This is a genomic window from Kutzneria chonburiensis (assembly GCF_028622115.1).
Lineage (GTDB): Bacteria > Actinomycetota > Actinomycetes > Mycobacteriales > Pseudonocardiaceae > Kutzneria > Kutzneria chonburiensis.
Genome location: NZ_CP097263.1, coordinates 8,331,015 through 8,349,038 on the forward strand (window position 1 = coordinate 8,331,015; position 18,024 = coordinate 8,349,038).

20 protein-coding genes and 1 pseudogene are annotated in these 18,024 nt (G+C 69.8%); 11 read left to right on the plus strand and 10 right to left on the minus strand.

Going from position 1 to position 18,024, the window contains the following annotated elements:
* Positions 1–117 precede the first annotated feature (117 nt).
* Entirely contained in the window at positions 118–1,323 is a 1,206-nt protein-coding gene (ilvA, locus tag M3Q35_RS38835) for a threonine ammonia-lyase (RefSeq protein WP_273937547.1), read from the plus strand.
* A gap of 126 nt (positions 1,324–1,449) precedes the next feature.
* Here ilvA and hppD read toward each other — a convergent pair whose 3' ends face one another.
* On the minus strand, positions 1,450–2,631 hold the full coding sequence (gene hppD / locus M3Q35_RS38840; RefSeq protein WP_273937548.1) for a 4-hydroxyphenylpyruvate dioxygenase: 1,182 nt from the start codon (positions 2,629–2,631) through the stop codon (positions 1,450–1,452).
* Positions 2,632–2,786: 155 nt separating this feature from the next.
* On the opposite strand from hppD, the gene M3Q35_RS38845 reads away from it, so the two are divergent.
* Entirely contained in the window at positions 2,787–3,257 is a 471-nt protein-coding gene (locus tag M3Q35_RS38845) for an Lrp/AsnC family transcriptional regulator (RefSeq protein WP_273944639.1), read from the plus strand.
* A gap of 38 nt (positions 3,258–3,295) precedes the next feature.
* Here the strand turns inward: M3Q35_RS38845 and greA are convergent, their stop codons facing one another.
* Together greA and M3Q35_RS38855 are read right to left on the minus strand one after the other, a co-directional pair.
* On the minus strand, positions 3,296–3,796 hold the full coding sequence (greA, locus tag M3Q35_RS38850; RefSeq protein ID WP_273937549.1) for a transcription elongation factor GreA: 501 nt from the start codon (positions 3,794–3,796) through the stop codon (positions 3,296–3,298).
* A gap of 211 nt (positions 3,797–4,007) precedes the next feature.
* The gene (locus tag M3Q35_RS38855; protein ID WP_273937550.1) at positions 4,008–4,433 is read right to left on the minus strand and encodes a DUF4307 domain-containing protein; all 426 of its coding nucleotides are present in this window, start codon (positions 4,431–4,433) and stop codon (positions 4,008–4,010) included.
* A 120-nt stretch (positions 4,434–4,553) separates the two neighbouring features.
* On the opposite strand from M3Q35_RS38855, the gene mca reads away from it, so the two are divergent.
* The 6 genes and pseudogenes from mca (at position 4,554) to M3Q35_RS38885 (ending at position 7,313) form a co-directional block, all read left to right on the plus strand.
* Positions 4,554–5,435 carry a mycothiol conjugate amidase Mca gene (gene mca, locus M3Q35_RS38860; RefSeq protein ID WP_273937551.1) on the plus strand — a complete coding sequence of 294 codons (882 nt, stop codon included), beginning with the start codon at positions 4,554–4,556 and terminating at the stop codon, positions 5,433–5,435.
* Between the two features lie 5 nt (positions 5,436–5,440).
* A pseudogene (locus M3Q35_RS38865) lies at positions 5,441–5,656 on the plus strand (hypothetical protein); the annotation flags it as partial.
* A gap of 18 nt (positions 5,657–5,674) precedes the next feature.
* Positions 5,675–6,283: a sucrose phosphorylase domain-containing protein gene (locus tag M3Q35_RS38870; protein WP_273937552.1), complete on the plus strand. Its 609-nt coding sequence runs from the start codon at positions 5,675–5,677 to the stop codon at positions 6,281–6,283.
* A gap of 51 nt (positions 6,284–6,334) precedes the next feature.
* Positions 6,335–6,598, plus strand: coding sequence for a type II toxin-antitoxin system Phd/YefM family antitoxin (locus M3Q35_RS38875; protein ID WP_273944641.1), 264 nt, complete (start codon positions 6,335–6,337; stop codon positions 6,596–6,598).
* Positions 6,595–6,867, plus strand: a complete 273-nt coding sequence (locus tag M3Q35_RS38880; protein ID WP_273937553.1) for a type II toxin-antitoxin system RelE family toxin — start codon at positions 6,595–6,597, stop codon at positions 6,865–6,867. The genes M3Q35_RS38875 and M3Q35_RS38880 overlap by 4 nt, the downstream gene beginning before the upstream one ends.
* A 98-nt stretch (positions 6,868–6,965) precedes the next feature.
* On the plus strand, positions 6,966–7,313 hold the full coding sequence (locus M3Q35_RS38885) for a hypothetical protein (protein ID WP_273937554.1): 348 nt from the start codon (positions 6,966–6,968) through the stop codon (positions 7,311–7,313).
* Here the strand turns inward: M3Q35_RS38885 and M3Q35_RS38890 are convergent.
* From M3Q35_RS38890 to M3Q35_RS38905, 4 genes are read right to left on the minus strand one after another with little or no spacing between them, the layout of a single operon-like run.
* On the minus strand, positions 7,292–8,047 hold the full coding sequence (locus tag M3Q35_RS38890) for a nucleotidyltransferase domain-containing protein (RefSeq protein WP_273937555.1): 756 nt from the start codon (positions 8,045–8,047) through the stop codon (positions 7,292–7,294). The two genes, M3Q35_RS38885 and M3Q35_RS38890, sit on opposite strands and share 22 nt — an antisense overlap.
* Positions 8,044–8,715: a nucleotidyltransferase domain-containing protein gene (locus M3Q35_RS38895; RefSeq protein ID WP_273937556.1), complete on the minus strand. Its 672-nt coding sequence runs from the start codon at positions 8,713–8,715 to the stop codon at positions 8,044–8,046. The genes M3Q35_RS38890 and M3Q35_RS38895 overlap by 4 nt, the downstream gene beginning before the upstream one ends.
* Positions 8,716–11,196 carry a polynucleotide kinase-phosphatase gene (locus M3Q35_RS38900; protein WP_273937557.1) on the minus strand — a complete coding sequence of 827 codons (2,481 nt, stop codon included), beginning with the start codon at positions 11,194–11,196 and terminating at the stop codon, positions 8,716–8,718.
* Positions 11,193–12,527, minus strand: a complete 1,335-nt coding sequence (locus M3Q35_RS38905; protein WP_273944643.1) for a 3' terminal RNA ribose 2'-O-methyltransferase Hen1 — start codon at positions 12,525–12,527, stop codon at positions 11,193–11,195. Before M3Q35_RS38905 ends, M3Q35_RS38900 begins: the two co-directional genes overlap by 4 nt.
* Before the next feature lie 66 nt (positions 12,528–12,593).
* Here M3Q35_RS38905 and M3Q35_RS38910 point away from each other — a divergent pair, with 66 nt between their 5' ends.
* Complete coding sequence (locus tag M3Q35_RS38910) at positions 12,594–14,606, plus strand: thioredoxin domain-containing protein (RefSeq protein WP_273937558.1); 2,013 nt, start codon at positions 12,594–12,596, stop codon at positions 14,604–14,606.
* A 231-nt stretch (positions 14,607–14,837) separates the two neighbouring features.
* Positions 14,838–15,395 (plus strand): hypothetical protein, encoded by a 558-nt coding sequence (locus M3Q35_RS38915; protein ID WP_273937559.1) that lies wholly within the window; start codon positions 14,838–14,840, stop codon positions 15,393–15,395.
* A 40-nt stretch (positions 15,396–15,435) separates the two neighbouring features.
* Here the strand turns inward: M3Q35_RS38915 and trhA are convergent, their stop codons facing one another.
* Positions 15,436–16,062, minus strand: coding sequence for a PAQR family membrane homeostasis protein TrhA (trhA, locus tag M3Q35_RS38920; protein WP_273944644.1), 627 nt, complete (start codon positions 16,060–16,062; stop codon positions 15,436–15,438).
* Between the two features lie 132 nt (positions 16,063–16,194).
* On the opposite strand from trhA, the gene M3Q35_RS38925 reads away from it, so the two are divergent.
* Positions 16,195–16,980 carry an isoprenyl transferase gene (locus M3Q35_RS38925; RefSeq protein ID WP_273937560.1) on the plus strand — a complete coding sequence of 262 codons (786 nt, stop codon included), beginning with the start codon at positions 16,195–16,197 and terminating at the stop codon, positions 16,978–16,980.
* A gap of 67 nt (positions 16,981–17,047) precedes the next feature.
* Here M3Q35_RS38925 and M3Q35_RS38930 read toward each other — a convergent pair whose 3' ends face one another.
* Together M3Q35_RS38930 and M3Q35_RS38935 are read right to left on the minus strand one after the other, a co-directional pair.
* Positions 17,048–17,350: a hypothetical protein gene (locus M3Q35_RS38930; RefSeq protein ID WP_273937561.1), complete on the minus strand. Its 303-nt coding sequence runs from the start codon at positions 17,348–17,350 to the stop codon at positions 17,048–17,050.
* A gap of 208 nt (positions 17,351–17,558) precedes the next feature.
* Positions 17,559–17,885: a hypothetical protein gene (locus M3Q35_RS38935; protein WP_273937562.1), complete on the minus strand. Its 327-nt coding sequence runs from the start codon at positions 17,883–17,885 to the stop codon at positions 17,559–17,561.
* Positions 17,886–18,024 lie beyond the last annotated feature (139 nt).

Consider the following 18,024-nt stretch of genomic DNA (forward strand, 5'->3'; position numbering starts at 1 on the left):
ACGTTCCGATGACCGCGCGTGGTTCAGTGGTCACCGGCGCCGGTGAGAATGCGTCAAGAGTACCCGTAACGGGCCACCGGTGTGGCGACCCTCAGCACACTGGCAGGATCGGGCGGCATGGAGCTGGTCAACGTCGAGCGGGTGCGGGCGGCGCAGAAGCTGCTGTCCACCGTCGTGCGGCAGACGCCGATGGAGCATTCCCGGGTGCTCGGCGAGATTCACGGCACTGAGGTGTACCTCAAGCTGGAGAACCTCCAGCGGACTGGATCGTTCAAGATCCGAGGTGCCTACGTACGCATGCACGGCCTGGACGCCGAGGAGCGCTCACGGGGCGTGGTGGCGGCCAGCGCGGGCAACCACGCGCAGGGGGTGGCGCTGGGCGCCTCCCTGCTGGGCATTCCGGCCACGGTGTTCATGCCGCGACGGGCCCCATTGCCGAAACTGGCGGCCACCCGCGGCTACGGCGCCGACGTCAAGCTGACCGGTGAGTCCTTCGACGAGACGCTGGCGGCCTCGATCGTCTTCGCGCAGCGCACCGGCGCGGTCTTCATCCACCCCTTCGACCACCCGGACGTGATCGCCGGCCAAGGCACGATCGGCCTGGAGATCCTGGACCAGCTGCCCAACGTCGGCACGGTGCTGCTGGCCGCGGGCGGCGGCGGCCTGGTCGGCGGCGTCGCGGTGGCGATCAAGGCGATGCGCCCGGACGTGAAGATCGTCGCCGTGCAGGCCGAGAACGCCGCCGCGCTGCCCGAGTCCCTCGGCACCGGCTCGCCGGTGAAGCTGCCGGGCGTGCGGACCATGGCCGACGGCATCGCGGTGGCCAAGCCCGGGGCGCTGACCTTCCGGCACGTGCGGGATCTGGTCGACGACGTCGTGACAGTCACCGAGGACTCGCTGGCCCGGGCCGTGCTGCTGAGCATGGAACGGGCCAAGCAGGTCGTCGAGCCGGCCGGCGCCGCCACCATCGCCGCGCTCATGCAGTACCCGGGCCGGTTCGAGGGTCCGGTGTGCGCCGTGCTGTCCGGCGGCAACGTGGATCCCTTGCTGCTGCTGCAAATCATCCAGCACGGCATGCGCGCCGCCGGCCGCTATCTGGCGCTGCGCCTGCGTATCGACGACAAGCCGGGCAGCCTGGCCGGGCTGTTGACGATGCTCGGCGACCTCGGCGTGAACGTGCTGGACGTGGAACACACCCGCATGTCCGACGAACTTCGGCTGGGTGAAGCGGAAGTCTCGCTCAACCTGGAGACGCGCGGTGTCGAGCACTGCGCCGAGCTCGTGGCCGCCCTCCGCGCCGCCGGCTTCACCGTACTCCGCTGATCCCGATACCCCCTCATCTTTTGCCACATGCGCTTCCTACTTGCGCTCAGGACGCAAGTAGGAAGCGCATGTGGCATCAAAGGGGTGCTCGCCGGGGTGGGGCGGTAGGCTGAAGGCGGCGAGCCGTCAGAGGTTGCCGCGGCGCTCCTGCTCACGCTCGATGGCCTCGAACAGCGCCTTGAAGTTGCCCTTGCCGAAGCCCAGCGAGCCGTGCCGCTCGATCAGCTCGTAGAACACCGTCGGCCGGTCGCCGATGGGCGCGGTGAAGATCTGCAGCAGGTAGCCGTCCTCGTCCCGGTCGACCAGGATGCGGTGCTCCTTGAGCACCTCGATGGGCAGCCGCACCTCGCCGATACGGGCCCGCAGCGCCGGGTCGTCGTAGTACGAGTCGGGGGTGTCGAGGAACTCCACGCCGGCGTCCCGCATGGCGGTCACGGTGGCGATGATGTCGTTGGTGGCCAACGCGATGTGCTGGCAGCCGGCGCCGTCGTAGAACTCGAGGTACTCGTCGATCTGCGACTTGCGCTTGGCCACGGCCGGCTCGTTGAGCGGGAACTTGACCCGGTGGTTGCCGTTGGACACCACCTTGCTCATCAGCGCCGAGTAGTCGGTGGCGATGTCGTCGCCGATGAACTCGGCCATGTTCACGAAGCCCATGACCCGGTTGTAGAACTCGACCCAGTAGTCCATGCGCCCGAGCTCGACGTTGCCCACGCAGTGGTCGATCGCCTGGAACAGCCGCTTGGGCGCGCCCTCGGGCCGCTTGACGGTGCTGGTCTTGACGACGTAACCGGGCAGATAGGGGCCGTTGTAACGCGAGCGGTCGATGAGCGTGTGCCGCGTCTCGCCGTACGCGGCGATGGCCGCGCGGCGGATGGTGCCGTGCTCGTCGGTGACGTCGTTGGGCTCCTCGAGCACGGTCGCGCCCTGGGCCCGTGCGTGCTTGATGCACTGGTCCACGTCGCCGACCTCGAGCGCCAGGTCGACCACGCCGTCGCCGTGCTTGCGGTGGTGGTCGAGCAGCGCACTGCCCGGCGCCACGCCGCCGTTGATCACGAAGCGGGCCGAGCCGGACTTCAGCACGAACGACTTGTGGTCGCGGTTGCCGGTCTCCGGGCCGGAGTAGGCGACCAGCTGCATGCCGAAGGCCACCTGGTAGAACCACGCGGTCTGGGTGGCGTTGCCGGTGACGAACACGACGGCGTCCATCGCCTTGACCGGGAACGGGTCCTTGGACGCGTCGTAGTCGACCAGTCCGACCAGCTGCCTGAGCGAGTCGAAGCTGACGTCGTCCAACATCTCGGTCATGGCGGCCTCCCGTGGCGGTGTGCAATCAGCTAGCCGAAGCATCCGTCGCGATGACACCGTGCGCAACAGCCGTCGATTTCACTGCACAAGATGTCCGGTCAACCGTGGAAATTGCCGGCAGAACTGGGCAGACTGACCAGGTGGACCGGGAATCGATGGACGCGCTCGACGCGAGGCTGTTGTTGCTGCTCACCGACGAGCCGAAGCTGGGCGTGCTGGAATGCTCGCGCCGGCTGGGCGTGGCCCGCGGCACGGTGCAGGCCCGGCTGGACCGGCTGGCCGAGCGCGGCATCCTGTGCGGCTTCCCGCCGGCCGTGGACCTGGCCGCGATGGGCTACGGGCTGACGGCGTTCGCGGTGCTGGAGATCGCCCAGGGACGGCGCTCCGAGGTGGCGGCGCAGCTGGCCGCGATCGACGAGGTGTGCGAGGTGCACGCCACCACCGGCCAGGGCGACCTGCACGTCCGCATGGTCGCGCGGTCCAACGACGACCTGCAACGGGTCGTCGACGAGGTGGTGGCGGTGCCGGGCGTGCAGCGGACCTCGACGGCGATCGCGCTGTCGACGCCGATCGAGCCGCGGGTGCGGCCGCTGCTGAATCGGGTCGCCAACGAGCAAAAGCCCTGATCACCGGGTTCAGTGATCAGGGCAGGCCGGCCTCTGCGTCAGGCTGCGGTGTAGGGCACCGCCTTGACCAGGGTGACCTTCATGCTCTTGCCGTTGGGCAGCTCGTACTCGCGGGTCTCGCCCTCCTTGGCGCCCAGCAGCGCCCGGCCGAGCGGCGACGCCGGCGAGAAGACCTCGATCGGGCCCTCCGCGCCCTCCTCGCGGGTGGCCAGCAGGAACTGCTCGGTGTCGGTGTCACCCTCGTAACGGACGGTGAGCACCTTGCCGGGCTCGGCGATACCGTCGTTCTTCGGCGCCTCGCCCACCTTCGCCGCCCGCAGCAGCTCCTGGAGCTGGCGGATCCGGCCCTCCTGCTTGCCCTGCTCCTCACGGGCGGCGTGGTATCCGCCGTTCTCCCGGAGGTCGCCTTCCTCACGCCGAGCGTTGATCTCGGCGGCAATGACCGGGCGGTTCGCGATCAGCTCGTCAAGCTCGTGCTTGAGCCGGTCGTAGGATTCCTGGGTCAGCCAGGTCACCTGGGTCTCGCTCACGGTCACCAACTCCTCGTTTTACTCGGGCCCGCGCCGGACAGGCGGACGCCGGTATGCCCCTGGCATACCGGGCAACTCCGGGCCGTGAGGCCCGGAACGGAAAAACACGGCCCGTGGAAAGGGGCCGTGCTGTCGAGCGATTCTAGCACGCCGCCAGTGCCCGGCGGCGAGATTTTCGCAGGTCCACGACTGCTTGCGGGCCGGTTCACCCGCTTGGCGGCTAGCTGGCCGTGAGGTATGGGGGCACCTGGTAGGAGCAGCCGTACACCTCCACGCTCACTGCTCGTTTCGAGGTGTGCACCACCGTGTCGACCGTGCGTTGACCGCCTCCGGCGGGGACGAGCACCTCGCGTCGGCCGGCCTCGTCGCCGTCGGCGGCGCGGGTCCGCACGATGCAGTCGGCGGCCTTCGAGGGGTCGTCGCGGGTCACCGTGAAGCCGAACTTGACGGTGCCGTCGTCGACGATCTGGTAGCTGGCCGGCTCGGTCGTGATCGGGCCGTCGCCGAGATTGACGTAGGCCACGTAGGCCACCACCAGGCCGGCCGTCACGAACACGCCGAGTAAGGCCCAGTACACCCAGCGCGGCCCGCGACGCGTGTCCCGGGAGCCGTAGCGGCCGGCCGGGCGCTCACGCTGTGTCACCATGCCGCCTCCTCGCTCGGGACTGTCGGACCGGTTTGGAACAATGCCCGCGACCGTCCGGTTGAGTATCCCTGGGCCCCCGGTGGAGACGGCGGGCAGGGTGGATACGACGATGAGGGGACCATGGCCGAGAAGCTTCGCCTGATGGCAGTGCACGCACACCCGGACGACGAGTCCAGCAAGGGCGCGGCGACGATGGCCCGCTACGTCGCCGAAGGCCATGACGTCATGGTCGTGACCTGCACCGGCGGCGAGCGCGGCAGCATCCTCAACCCGGCCATGGACCGTCCCGAGGTGCTGGAGAACATGGCGGAGATCCGCCGCGAGGAGATGGCCGCCGCGGCCAAGATCCTCGGCATCCGGCAGCGCTGGCTGGGTTTCGTCGACTCCGGGCTGCCCGAGGGCGACCCCAAGCCGCCGCTGCCCGAGGGCTGCTTCGCGCTGGTGCCGCTGGAGGAATCCACCGAGGCCCTGGTCCGGGTGGTGCGCGAGTTCCGGCCGCACGTCATCGTCACGTACGACGAGAACGGCGGCTATCCGCACCCCGACCACATCCGCTGCCACGAGGTCTCGGTCGCGGCCTTCGACGCCGCCGCCGACCCGGACCAGTTCCCCGAGGCCGGCGCGCCGTGGCAGACGATGAAGCTGTACTACTCGCACGGCTTCTCCAAGGCCAAGCTGACCGCGTTCCACGAGGGGCTGCTGGCCCGCGGCCTCGAGTCGCCGTACGAGGAGTGGCTGGCCAACTGGGACCCGAACCGCAAGGACAACATGGAGCGGGTCACCACCCGGGTCGAGTGTGCCGACTACTTCGAGCAGGGCCTTGAGGCGCTGCGCGCGCACGCCACCCAGATCGATCCGACCTCGCGCTGGTTCGCCGTACCCTTGGAGATGCAGCGCGAGGTGTGGCCGACCGAGGAGTACGAGCTGGTCCGGTCGCTGGTCGACACCACGCTGCCCGAGGACGACCTGTTCGCCGGAGTTCGAGAGAAGGTGCACGTGTGAGCGGTCTGCCGCTCCCGGTGGTCTTGGCCCAGACGACCACCGCAACCACCACACCCGCCAGCCCCGACCAGGGCGGCCAGGGGGAGGACTTCGGCAAGTCCACTCCCGTCGGCTTTGTCGTGCTCGTCCTGTTCTTCGTGGCCGTCGCGTTCCTGATCCGCTCGATGACCAAGCACCTGAAGAAGGTGCCGGCCAGCTTCGACGAGCCCACGGACCAGGCCCCGAAGTCCGGGGACTAGGTGGATCACGAGGAAGCCGTCCGGTGGTACGGGCCGTGGGGCCTGATCAAGCCGGACGACGCCGCCGCCCTGTGCGACGGCTTGGACGTGCCGTGGTGGGTCAACGGCGGCTGGGCCATCGAGGCCTACGCCGCCGTGCGCCGTGAGCACGGCGACATCGACCTCGGCGTCTTCCGCCGCGACGCCGACGCCGTGATCGAGCACTTCGCGCCGCGCTTCCACATCTGGGCCGTCGGCGACGGGGCCATGCGTCCCGTGGTCTGGCCCGAGGGTGTGCCGTCGTGGGCGTCCGGGCTGTGGCTGCGGGAGAACGCCACCTCGCCGTGGCTGCTCGATTTCCAGCTGGCCGAGGACCGGGGCGGCGAGTGGGTGTGCGGGCGGGACCCGTCCATCGTGCTGCCGCTGTCCGAGGCCACCTGGGAGGGCCGCGGCATCCGCTACCTGCGGCCTGAGCTGGTGCTGTTGTTCAAGGCCAAGCACAACCAGGCCAAGGACGAGGCCGACCTGGTGGCCATGCTGCCCTGGTTCGACGCCGCCGGCCGGCACCACTGCGCCGACCTGATCAAGGCCGTGCACCCCGACCACCCCTGGCTCAAGCTGCTCGGCTGAGCGGTCGTTGGGTTTGGCGGGACTTTTGGCTACACTTCTGGCGTGACCACGATGCCGCTCGGCGACGCCCGCGATCACCTCTCCGAGGTGGTCAGCGAGGTGCAGCGCACGCATGACCGGGTGACGATCACCAGACACGGCCATCCTGCCGCGGTCATCCTGGCCCCCGAGGATCTCGAAGGGCTCGAGGAGACGATCGCGATCCTGTCCACGCCGGGTGCGCTGCTCGAGATTCAGACCGCACAGGCCGACATCGATGCCGGTGACAGCGTTTCCGGTGACGACCTCGCCGCCGAATTCCTCGGTGACCGGTGAGCGAAACGCCTTATCGGGTGGTCGTCGCGCCGGGCGTTCGCCGCACGCTCCAACGCCTGCCCGAGAAGATCGCTGCCGCCTGCGTCGAGTTCATCGTCGGACCGCTGGCAGAAAATCCGCAGCGGCTGGGCAAGCCCCTGATCGGTCCGTTGGAAGGATGTCCTTCGGCCCGGCGCGGCGCGTACCGCGTCGTCTATCGGATCAGTGAGCCGGAACGGCGGATCGACGTGCTCAGAGTCGATCACCGTGCCGATGTCCACCACGTCTGATCAGCTCACACTGCTCGGCTGGTACGTCGGCGTCCGTACGTCCGACTGCCGCCTGCGGACGGACGACGCTGCGGCGGGTAGGCGGCACGCTTCGAGCCATGCCAAGGGGATTCGGGTATCTGATGATCGTCGAGGCGGCCACGTTCCTGGTGGCCTCGCTGCTGCACTTGACGGTGGAGTGGGAGCCGGCCGCTGCCGGACCGGAGGCGCTGATCGGGGTGGTGATGGCGGTGGGGGCGTTGTTCGCCTTCCGGGGCCGTCGGGCGGCGGCGTTGGGAACGAGCGCCTTCGCGGCGTTCGGCACGTGCGTGGGCATCCTGGCCATCAGCGCCGGCCCGGGCCCGAAGTCGGTGCCGGACCTCACGTATCACGGCCTGATCCTCATGACGCTGATCGTCAGCATCGTGCTGATGGTCCGCTCGCGTCAGGCCTTGAGCCGCAGCTGAACCACGAAGTCGTGCAGCTGCGGCTCGGCTGAGGGCTGCTCGGACAGGGTGGACTTCTCCTGGGCGGCGACGAGCTCGTCGAGCCAGCGCTCGTAGGTCCGCCACAGCAGCTCGGACGACGGCCCGCCGGACAGGGTGAGGTGCTCGCCGGCGGCTTTGGCCGTGATCAGGTCGGGCAGGAACGACGGGCCGTGTAGCTCCGACACCAGCACGGACAGGTCGGCCTCGATGGTGCCGGTGCGCATCAGGTGGATGCCGGTGAGCAGGGCCCGGAAGGTGTAGAGCAGGGGCTTGAGCTCGTTGGTACGGCCGAACAGCTGCCACTGGGTCCGGGCGAAGCCGCGGTAGTGGTGGGCATGCCGGGAAGTGACACAGCCGGCGGCGAAGCCGGACAGCTCGGCATGGGCGTCCGAGGTCTGCACGACCAGCGGCGACAGCAGCTGCTCCAGGACGTAACCGTTGGGGCGCAACAAGAGCCGGGCGAACTTGAGCAGGTCGTGGGTGACCAGGTCCAGCTCGACGCCGTCCCGCAGCCACATCCGCTCCAGGGTCTCCGGCCCGTGCCGCAACCCGACGACCTCGTCGGCCGGCAGCAGATGCACGCCGCGCAGGTCCACATCGGAGTCGGCCGACGGGAAGCCGTACAGGTGCGCGCCGGACACGGTCGCGAACAGCAGCTGGTACGGCTGCTCGGCGACAACCTCACGCAGCCCGGGAACGTCCACCGCAGTCACTGGTCCTCCAAAGCGGATCTCCGGCGCACCGACACCAGCCAGTCCTCGACGGCCGCGGTGTCGGGCACCGCGGGCAGCGGTGAGCGGAGCACGGCCCGCGCGGTGCGGTCGCGCAGATCCTCCACCCACTTCGATACGTCCTTCCACGGCACGTCCCCGTCGCGCACGGCCAACAGCTGCGCCCGGTGCTCGCCGACGTTCAGCGTGAGCTCGCCGGTGGCCAGCGCGTGGTCGCACTGGGTCAGCAGCCGGATCACGTGCATGACCTGCTTCCACCGGGGCGTGCCGCCACTGGCCATGGCGGCCGACGCGCGCGCGAACTGCTGTGCGGTGGCCCGGCGGTACGTGTCGGCGATCCGCTGGGACAGCAGCATCGGCAACAGAGCCCGCAGCTCCTCGCCGAGCGGCGTGCACGTCTCGACCAAGTCGGAGGCGAGCACTTCCAGCACGTTGGGGTTGGCCTTCAGCCCCAACGCCAGGAAGTGCTCGACCTCCCAGCTCAACCGCTCCTGCTCGGGCCCGTCGATCGACGACGGCGGCTTCTCGAAGGCCCAGAACAACCTGGTCGGCGGCACGTAGACGCCCCGACGGTCCACATCGGACTCGTCGGTGTCGAGTCCCTGCGCGCGGGAGCCGACGATCACGGACAACACGGTGTGCTCGATCATCTACAGCCTCGGATCCACCGGCTCGGACTCCAGCGCCAACACCGCGAACACGCATTCGTGCACGCGCCACAGCGGCTCGCCGCGAGCCAGCCGCTCCAGGCCTTCGAGGCCCAGCGCGTACTCGCGGGCGGCCAGCGACCGCTTGGCCGCGAGACCGCGCTGCCGCAGCCGGTCGATGTTGCCCGGCTCGGTGTAGTCGGGCCCGTAGATGATCCGCAGGTACTCCCGCCCGCGCACCTTCAGCCCCGGCTGCACCAACCCGCGCCGGCCGCGCATCATGTTGGCCAGCGGCTTGACGACCATGCCCTCGCCGCCGGCTGCCGTCAGCTCCTCCCACCATCGCACGCCGGCCCGCACCGACTCCGCGTCCGTCGTGTCCACGGTCAGATTTGCCGTGGTGGCAAACAGTTCCGGGTCGGCGGCGGACAGCTGCTCGGCGACGGAAAGGTGCCAGGAGTGCGGCCGGTCGTGGTACGTGGCGCCTTCCGACGCGAGCAGCTGGAACGGCGCGATCCGCACTCCGTTCAGGCCCTCGGTCGGCCAGCAGTACCGCTCGTACGCCTCACGGTAGGCGACGGCGTTGTCCGCTCGGGATTCCGTACGTGTCAACAGCTCCGTCACGTCCACACCACGACCCGACGCCTCGCGCAGCGCGTCGACGGCCACCGGCAACGCCGACGACGCCGCCGCGCCGACGGCCGCGTACTGTTCCTGGATCAGCTTGCCGGCCTTGGCGTTCCACGGCAGCAGCTCACAGTCCAGCAGCAGCCAGTCACTGTCCAAAGTGGACCAGAGTGCGGACTTCTCCACCGCGCTGCGGATCCGCTCCAGCAGCTGCCCGGTCAGCTCCTCGTCGAAGAACGACCGGCCGGTCCTGGTGTGCACGGCGCCGTCATCGCGCGACACCAGCACGACCGCCCGTGAACCCATGTGCTTCTCTTCGCACACAACACGATCCACGCCGTCGTGCAGGTAGCCGGAAAACGCCTCCTCCGGGTGCTCCAACACCTCCGGCCGCGTCGACGTCGCCACCGGGGCCATGGTCGGCGGCAGGTACAGCAGCTTGGCCGGCTCGATCGCGAACCGGCTCATCACCTCGATCGCCGCCGCCGCGTTCTCGGCCCGTACGGTCAGTCGACCATGGGCTCCGGTCTGCACGGTGCGCTTGCCGATCACGTCGGTCAGGTCCAGCTCCTCGGGCGGCCGCACCGGTTCCTCGGTCACCAACGGCCGGACCGGCTCGTACCAGACCTGCTGTGCCGCAACGGAAACCAGCTCACGCTCCGGGTAGCGCAGCGCCGTCAGCTGCCCGCCGAACACGCAACCGGTGTCCAGACAGATGGTGTTGTTGACCCATTCGGCCGACGGCACCGGCGTGTGCCCGTACACCACGGTCGCGCTGCCGCGGTAGTCGTTGGCCCACGGGTACCGCACCGGCAGCCCGTACTCGTCGGTCTCGCCGGTCGTCTCGCCGTACAGCGCGAAGCTGCGCACCCGCCCGGACGCCCGCCCCTGGAACCGCTCCGGCAGCCCGGCGTGCGCGACGACCAGCTTGCCGCCGTCCAGCACGTAGTGCGACACGAGGTCGTAGCAGAACCGCTCGGCCTGCTTCCGGAACTCCTCGGACTGCTCGGCGAGCTGGGCCAGCGATTCGGCCAGCCCGTGCGTCACCTGCACGTTGCGTCCGCGCAGGGCCCGGACGAGCTTGTTCTCGTGGTTTCCGGCCACGCACAGCGCCGTGCCGGCGGCGACCATGTTCATCACCAGCCGCAGCACGCCCGGCGTGTCCGGGCCGCGGTCGACCAGGTCGCCGACGAACACCGCGCGCCGGCCGGCCGGGTGCTCGGCGAAGTCGCCTTCCACGCGATATCCCAGCCGCGTCAACAGTTCCGTCAACTCGAGGCGGCAGCCGTGCACGTCGCCGATGATGTCGAACGGCCCGGTCTCGCCCCGACGGTCGTTGACCAGCGGCTCGCGGCGGATCGTCGCCGCATCGACCTCCTCGACCGTGCGCAGCACGTGGACGCGGCGGAAGCCCTCCTTCTCCAGGAAGCGCAGCGACCGGCGCAGGTCGTTGCGCTGGCGTCGGATCACGTGCACACCGAAGTCTCGGTCGGGCCGGGCCCGGTTGCGCTCGAAGCACACGGACTCCGGCAGGTCCAGCACGATCGCCACCGGCAGCACGTCGTGCTCGCGGGCCAGCCGCACCAGCGACGCCCGCCCCTCGCGCTGCACGTTGGTCGCGTCGACCACGGTCAGCCGCCCGTTGTGCAGCCGCTTGCCGGCGATGTAGTGCAGCACGTCGAACGCGTCGCCGGTGGCCGACTGGTCGTTGTCGTCGTCGGACACCAGGCCGCGGCAGTGATCACTGGAGATCACCTCGGTGCCCAGGAAGTGCTTGCGGGCGAAGGTGGACTTGCCCGATCCGGAGGCGCCGACCAGCGCGACCAGCGACAACTGCGGAATGACCAGCTCGCTCATGACGGCTCCTCCTCCCGTGTGAACACGGCCATCTGCGTCGGCGGACCCAGCTCGGGGTCCTGCTCTCCGACGGGAAGGTACTGGACGCGGTAACCATGCTGCGACGCAACGGCTTGCGCCCACGCCGAGAACTGCGCCCGAGTCCACTCGAACCGGTGGTCCGGATGGCGGAACGCGCCCGCCGCCAGGCCCTCGTACCGCACGTTGTACTCGACGTTGGGCGTCGTCACGATCACCGTGCGCGGCCGGGCCGCGGCGAACACCGACCGCTCCATCGCCGGCAGCCGCGGCGGATCGAGGTGCTCGACGACCTCCATCAGCACCGCCGCGTCGTAGCCGGCCAGCTCCGCGTCCTTGTACGTCAACGCCGACTGCCGCAGCGTCACGCGCCGCAGGTCGCGCTCGTTGAGCCGGGCGGCCGCGATGCGCAGCGCCGACGTGGACACGTCGACGCCGAGGATCTCCTCGAACTGCGGCTCCTTGAGCAGCAGCCGCAGCAGCGCCCCCGGCCCGCAGCCGAGGTCGACCACGCGCCGGGCCCCGGACTGCCGCAGCACGGCCAGCACCGCGCCCCGGCGCAGCTCCGCGAGGGACTCTCGACGTTCGACCGGTTCGGCTTCGTCCACCTCGAACTCGTCCACCTCGCCCAGCCGCTCCAGCGCCGATCGGACGTAACCACGCTGGTGCGCAAGGTATCGCCGGCTGATCAGCTCTCGCTCCGGGTGCCCGGCCAGCCAGCCCTCGCCGGCCCGCAGCAGCTTGTCGATCTCGTCGCGCGACACGAAGTAGTGCTTGGTGTCGTCCAGCACCGGCAGCAGCACGTACAGGTGGTTGAGCGCGTCGGCCAGCCGCAGGGTGCCGCTGAGCGTCAGGTCGACGTAGCGGGATTCCTCGATCTGCTGAATATCCGCGGTCCAGCCCAGCGGCTCGAACAGCCGCCGCACCAGCTCCGCGCCGCCGCGCGCCGGCACCACCGGGAGGCGCACGGCCAGCGGAATGTCCTGCCCCGGCAGCTCCGGCTTCGCGTCGCAGCGGCCGTGCATGGCCGTGCGGAACACCGTGCCGAGCGCCACCGCCAGCATCGAACTGGCGGCATACGGCCGGTCGTTGACGTACTGGAACAGCCCTTGACCCCGGTCGCCCCGCACCAGCGCGATGGGGTCGACCTCCAGCAGCAGCGCCGCGGTGCACTCCGCGTCGGTGGCGCGCGGGTAGAACACGTGCGCGGCACCGGCGGACACGGGGAACGTCTGCGCCTTGTCCGGGTGCTTGTGCAGGAGGAAGCCCAGGTCAGTGGCCTGCGGCATGGTGGTGGTCAGGGTCAGGAGCACCTGCGCAGTGTCCCGGATGGTCACGGGGGCGCGCATGTGGTTTCCCGGAGTGGCAGGCTGGGGCGCATGGCCAACCGCCTCGCTGACTCGACCAGCCCCTACCTGTTGCAGCACGCCGACAACCCGGTCGACTGGTGGCCGTGGTCGGAGGAGGCGTTCGACGAGGCCCGCCGCCGCGACGTGCCGGTGCTGCTGTCCGTCGGCTATGCGGCCTGCCACTGGTGTCACGTGATGGCGCACGAGTCCTTCGAGGACGACGAGACCGCGGCGATCATGAACCGCAACTTCGTCAACATCAAGGTGGACCGCGAGGAACGGCCGGATGTCGACGCGGTGTACATGGCGGCAACCCAGGCCATGACCGGCCAGGGCGGCTGGCCGATGACGTGTTTCCTGACGCCCGACGGCGAGCCGTTCTACTGCGGCACCTACTCGCCGCCCGAGCCGCGGCCGGGCATCCCGTCGTTCCGGCAGCTGATGACGGCCGTGGTCGATGCGTGGACCACCCGTGGCGACGAGGTCCGCGAGGCCGCCGGTCAGATCGTCGCCGAATTGGCGAAGAACGCCCGCCCGCTGCCGGAGTCCACTGTGGACGACGAGGTGCTGGACGGGGCCGTGGTGTCGATGCTGGCCGAGTACGACCGCGCGCACGGCGGATTCGGCCGGGCGCCGAAGTTCCCGCCGTCGATGATCCTGGAGTTCCTGCTGCGCCACCACGAGCGCACCGGCTCCGTGCAATCCCTGTCGCTGGCCGAGGGCACGATCGAGGCGATGGCCCGCGGCGGCATGTACGACCAGCTCGGCGGCGGCTTCGCCCGGTACAGCGTCGACGCCGGCTGGGTGGTGCCGCACTTCGAGAAGATGTTGTACGACAACGCTTTGCTGCTGCGGGCGTACGCACACTTCGCCCGGCGCACGGGGTCGAAGCCGGCCGAGCGGATCGCCGTCGAGACGGCCGAGTTCCTGGCCGGCGCGCTGCGGACCGAGGAGGGCGGCTTCGCCGCCGCACTGGACGCCGACACCAACGGCGTCGAGGGTCTGACCTACGTGTGGACGCCTTCGGAGCTTGTCGAGGTGCTCGGCTCCGACGATGGCGTCTGGGCCGCCGAGGTCTTCAATGTCACGGCGGAGGGCACCTTCGAGGAGGGTGCCTCGACCTTGCAGTACTTGCAGGACGTGTCGGATCTGGACCGGTTGGCCTCGGTGCGGGAACGGCTGCTGGAGGCGCGCGCCGGTCGTCCGCAGCCGGCCCGTGACGACAAGGTCGTCACGGCGTGGAACGGGCTGGCCATCGGGGCGCTGGCCGAAGCCGGTGCGGCGCTTGGGCAGCCGGCGTGGATCGGCCTGGCCGCCACGGCGGCGTCGCTGCTGGTGCGAGTGCACCTCGTGGACGGCCGGCTGCGGCGTACCTCCCGTGACGGCGTCGTCGGCACCGCGGCCGGCGTGCTGGAGGACTACGGCTGCCTGGCCGACGGGCTGCTGGCCCTGCACCAGGCGACCGGGGCCGAGGAGTGGCTCGAAGTCGCCGTGCAGCTGCTGGACACGGCGTTGGCGCGGTTCGCCGATCCGGCCGAGCCGGGCGTCTTCCACGACACCGCCGACGACGCCGAGAAGTTGGTCGGCCGGCCGGCCGACGTCAGCGACAACGCCAGCCCGGCGGGCGCGTCGTCCCTGGCCGGCGCCTTGCTGACGGCGTCCGCGCTCGTCGGCTACGACAAGGCGTCGCGCTACCGGGAGGCCGCCGAGGCCGCCGTCACCCGAGCCGGCCTGCTCGTGGCCCGCGCGCCGCGGTTCGCCGGGCACTGGCTGACCGTCGCCGAGGCCATTGCCCAGGGGCCGCTCCAGGTGGCCATCGCCACGGCTCACGGCGACCCTCGCGGGGAGTCGCTGCGAGACGTCGCGCTGGCCCACGCCCCCGGCGGCGCGGTCGTGTTGGCCGGCGCGCCCGACTCCGTACCCCTGCTGGCCGACCGGCCCCTCATCTACGACGCCCCCGCGGCTTACGTCTGCCGCGGCTACGTCTGCGACCGGCCGGTGAGCTCCACCGACGAGCTCCTCGTAGCCCTCGAACGCCGTTAAGGATCTTCCTTAACACCCTTCAATTTTTGCTCTACCTGAGTGGCTCACTTGGCCGCCAGAGCCAACTGAGCCACTCACGTGGGCCTGGCTGCCCTACCTGAGTGGCTCACTTGGCCCCTGAAGCCAAATGAGCCACTCAGGTAGAGGTTCTGCCCCCGGTGAACGAGCCTTGTAAGTGGCGTTGCTGGGCGTACCATGAAGCGGTGTAATCATGTAATCAAGGAGTTCGTCATGCACGGACGCTTCGCACGAGGACGTGGCTGGCAGCAGTCCGAGGTGCCGTCGGCCGACGACGCGCCGGGCTGGTTCGCCGGGCGGCTGCCCGACGGCTGGTTCACCGGCGCGCCGGAGATCACCGTCGACCGCGAGGAGATCGTCATCGTCGGCGAGCTGCCGGCGCTGGAGGGCGAGTTGGCCGACGACGCGGCGCGCGCCGCCGCCGAGTCGGGCCGGATCAGCCGATTCCGCGAACAGACCCGCGACGAGCGGATCGAGATCGCCCGCCAGGCCGAGCACCGCTACGGCCGCAAGGTCGCCTGGGGCGCGAAGCTCGGCGGCACCACCGAGCTGTTCACCACGCTGTCCGCGCCGGTGATGACCCGGCTGCGCCAGTCGGAGCGGCTGGTGCTGGACACGCTGGTCGACGCCGGCGTGGCCCGGTCCCGCTCCGAGGCCCTGGCCTGGGCGGTGCGACTGGTCGGCGAGCACGCCGACACCTGGCTCACCGAGCTGCGCCAGGCCATGCAGAAGGTCAACGACGTTCGGAACCAGGGGCCGGACCTGGGTTGAGAGCCTCTACCCGTGGGCAGCTCTGATTATTTGGGCCGGCTCACGGGTAGAGCGCGAACCAGATGGCGATGTAGTGGCACAGCGCGGCCAACACCGTGGCCGCGTGGAAGAACTCGTGGTACCCGAACACCTTCGGCCACGGGTCCGGCCACTTCGTCGCGTAGAAGACGGCGCCGGCGGTGTACAGCGCGCCGCCGACCAGCAGCAGCACCAGGGACGCGATTCCCGCGTGGTGCAACAGATCCGGCAGCACGAACACCGCGACCCAGCCCAGCGCGATGTAGATCGGCACGCCGAGCCACCGCGGCGCGTGCGGCCACGCCATCTTCAGCGCCACACCGGCCAGCGCACCGCCCCACACCACGGCCAGCACGATCGTGCCGGTGCTGCCGGGCAGCGCCAGCACCGCGAACGGCGTGTACGTGCCGGCGATGAACACGAAGATCATCGAGTGGTCGAGCCGCTTCATCACGGTCCTGGCCTTGACGCTGAGCCAGTTCCGCCGGTGATAGAGCGCGCTCACGCCGAACAGGCCGAGAATCGTCAGGCCGTACACGGCCGTGGCGATCGCCGCCGTCGCCCCCACCGTGCCCGCGGCGACCGAAACCAGGGTCACGCCGGTGGCCAGTGAGGCGATGAACGACCAGAAGTGCAGCCAGCCCCGCATCCGCGGCTTCGGCGGTGCGGGGGGAATGTGGTCGAGGGTCGCGGCGGTCACGAGTCCGAGGTTACGGCACCGTAGGTTGTGCGGTCACCGTGATGTGACCCGATCCGCTGCCCCGGCGTACCCTCCGGTGGCGTGGGTCTTCGCAAGCGCTTGAGCCGGATCGTCTACGGCCTGTACGAGATGCGCCTCAACCAACAGATCACCGCGGCCAGCCGGCGACCGCGGCACGTTGGCGTGATCCTGGACGGGAATCGCAGATGGGCCAAGGAAGCCGGCTTCGAGGACGTCGCCGACGGCCACCGCGCCGGCGCCCGCAAGATCGCCGACCTGCTCGAGTGGTGCCGTGAGGCCGATGTCGAGGTCGTCACACTGTGGCTGCTGGCCACCGACAACCTGAAGAAGCGGTCAAGCGACGAGCTGTCGGCGCTGCTGCTGATCATCGCCGACGTGGTCGACGAGCTGGCCGAGCCGGGCAACCCGTGGCGGCTGCGCATCGTCGGCGCGCTGGACCTGCTGCCGACCGACATCGCCAACCGGCTCACCGCGGCCGGGCAGCGCACCGTCAACCGCACCGGCATGGAGGTCAACGTCGCCGTCGGCTACGGCGGCCGGCAGGAGATCGCCGACGCGGTGCGCAAACTGCTGCTCCAGCACGCCGAGGCCGGCACCCCGATCGAGGAGCTGGCCGAGGTGCTGGACGTGGACCACATCTCCGAGCACCTCTACACGTCCGGCCAACCCGACCCCGACCTGCTCATCCGCACGTCCGGCGAGCAGCGGCTGTCCGGCTTCCTGCTCTGGCAGTCGGCCCACTCGGAGTTCTGGTTCACCGAGGCGTACTGGCCCGCGTTCCGGCACGTCGACTTCCTGCGCGCGCTGCGCGACTTCGCCTGGCGGCACCGCCGCTACGGCTCGTAGACGCCCTGACACGACGAAGGCGCCGGGACCCTCGGGTCCCGGCGCCTTCGTCGTCTGGCGGGCTTGCTCAGCCGCCGTGGTGGTCACCGCTGGTGGAGGCGGCCACACCGTCGACGCAGTCCTTGACGAACGTCGGGTTGAGGGCGTTCACCGCGACGGCCACGAGGCCACCGGCGATGGTGTTGTTGGTCAGGCAGACGGGGACGTCGACGTTCTCGGCGACGTGGTCGTCGTTGACCGCGTGGATGTCGTTGACGTTCACGGTGCCGGCCTGGTCCGGCCCGTCGTGCATCGGGGACGCGAACGCGGGGGAACCGACCAGCGCGAGGCCGGCAGCGGCGATGGCGACGACGGCAGCCTTCTTCAGCACGTCTCACACTCCTTCTCGGGGAATTACCGGCGAACCGGTCCTGCTCGGTAGCGAAACCTACTCGTCGTTTACCGACGGCACCGTGCGACTAACACCATTGTGTGATCATCTCGGCGTGTCGCGAGGTGAAGAACGCGTTTAAACAGCCGAAAGCACCGGCGCGCACGAATTGCGCTCCGGTGCTTTCGGATCAGGACTGGGGGCTTGCTCAGCCGCCGTGGTGGTCGCCGCTGTGCGAGATCGCGGCGCCGTCGACGCAGTCCTTGACGAAGGTCGGGTTGAGGGCGTTGACCGCAACCGCGACCAGACCGCCGGCGATGGTGTTGTTCGTGGCGCAGATCGGCACGTTCACGTTCTCCAGAACGTGGACGTCGTTCAGCGCGTGCACGTCGTTCACGTTGACCACGCCGACCTGGTGCGGCGTGTGGTGCTCCATCCAGTGGCCCTCGCCGGGGGTCCCGGCGAACGCGGGCGCGCTGAGGACCATCACGCCTGCCGCAGCGGCAGCGGCGACTACGCCAGCCTTCTTCAGCACTTCCAACACTCTCCTTCGTACCGGGGAAATACCCGGAACTCCGAAACAGGGGTTCCGAGGTCGGGGCCCTTCGGTGCGAAAACCTACTCGGATCACAGTCGAGTTGCCCACCGCGCTAACACCATTGTGTGATCGGTTC

Bases quoted from the DNA above. Each gene is read 5' to 3' on its own strand.
- ilvA (WP_273937547.1), top strand. From the start codon at position 118: ATGGAGCTGGTCAACGTCGAGCGGGTGCGGGCGGCGCAGAAGCTGCTG.
- hppD (WP_273937548.1), bottom strand. From the start codon at position 2,631: ATGACCGAGATGTTGGACGACGTCAGCTTCGACTCGCTCAGGCAGCTG.
- M3Q35_RS38845 (WP_273944639.1), top strand. From the start codon at position 2,787: ATGGACGCGCTCGACGCGAGGCTGTTGTTGCTGCTCACCGACGAGCCG.
- M3Q35_RS38855 (WP_273937550.1), bottom strand. From the start codon at position 4,433: ATGGTGACACAGCGTGAGCGCCCGGCCGGCCGCTACGGCTCCCGGGAC.
- mca (WP_273937551.1), top strand. From the start codon at position 4,554: ATGGCCGAGAAGCTTCGCCTGATGGCAGTGCACGCACACCCGGACGAC.
- M3Q35_RS38875 (WP_273944641.1), top strand. From the start codon at position 6,335: ATGCCGCTCGGCGACGCCCGCGATCACCTCTCCGAGGTGGTCAGCGAG.
- M3Q35_RS38885 (WP_273937554.1), top strand. From the start codon at position 6,966: ATGCCAAGGGGATTCGGGTATCTGATGATCGTCGAGGCGGCCACGTTC.
- M3Q35_RS38895 (WP_273937556.1), bottom strand. From the start codon at position 8,715: ATGATCGAGCACACCGTGTTGTCCGTGATCGTCGGCTCCCGCGCGCAG.
- M3Q35_RS38900 (WP_273937557.1), bottom strand. From the start codon at position 11,196: ATGAGCGAGCTGGTCATTCCGCAGTTGTCGCTGGTCGCGCTGGTCGGC.
- M3Q35_RS38910 (WP_273937558.1), top strand. From the start codon at position 12,594: ATGGCCAACCGCCTCGCTGACTCGACCAGCCCCTACCTGTTGCAGCAC.
- M3Q35_RS38915 (WP_273937559.1), top strand. From the start codon at position 14,838: ATGCACGGACGCTTCGCACGAGGACGTGGCTGGCAGCAGTCCGAGGTG.
- trhA (WP_273944644.1), bottom strand. From the start codon at position 16,062: ATGCGGGGCTGGCTGCACTTCTGGTCGTTCATCGCCTCACTGGCCACC.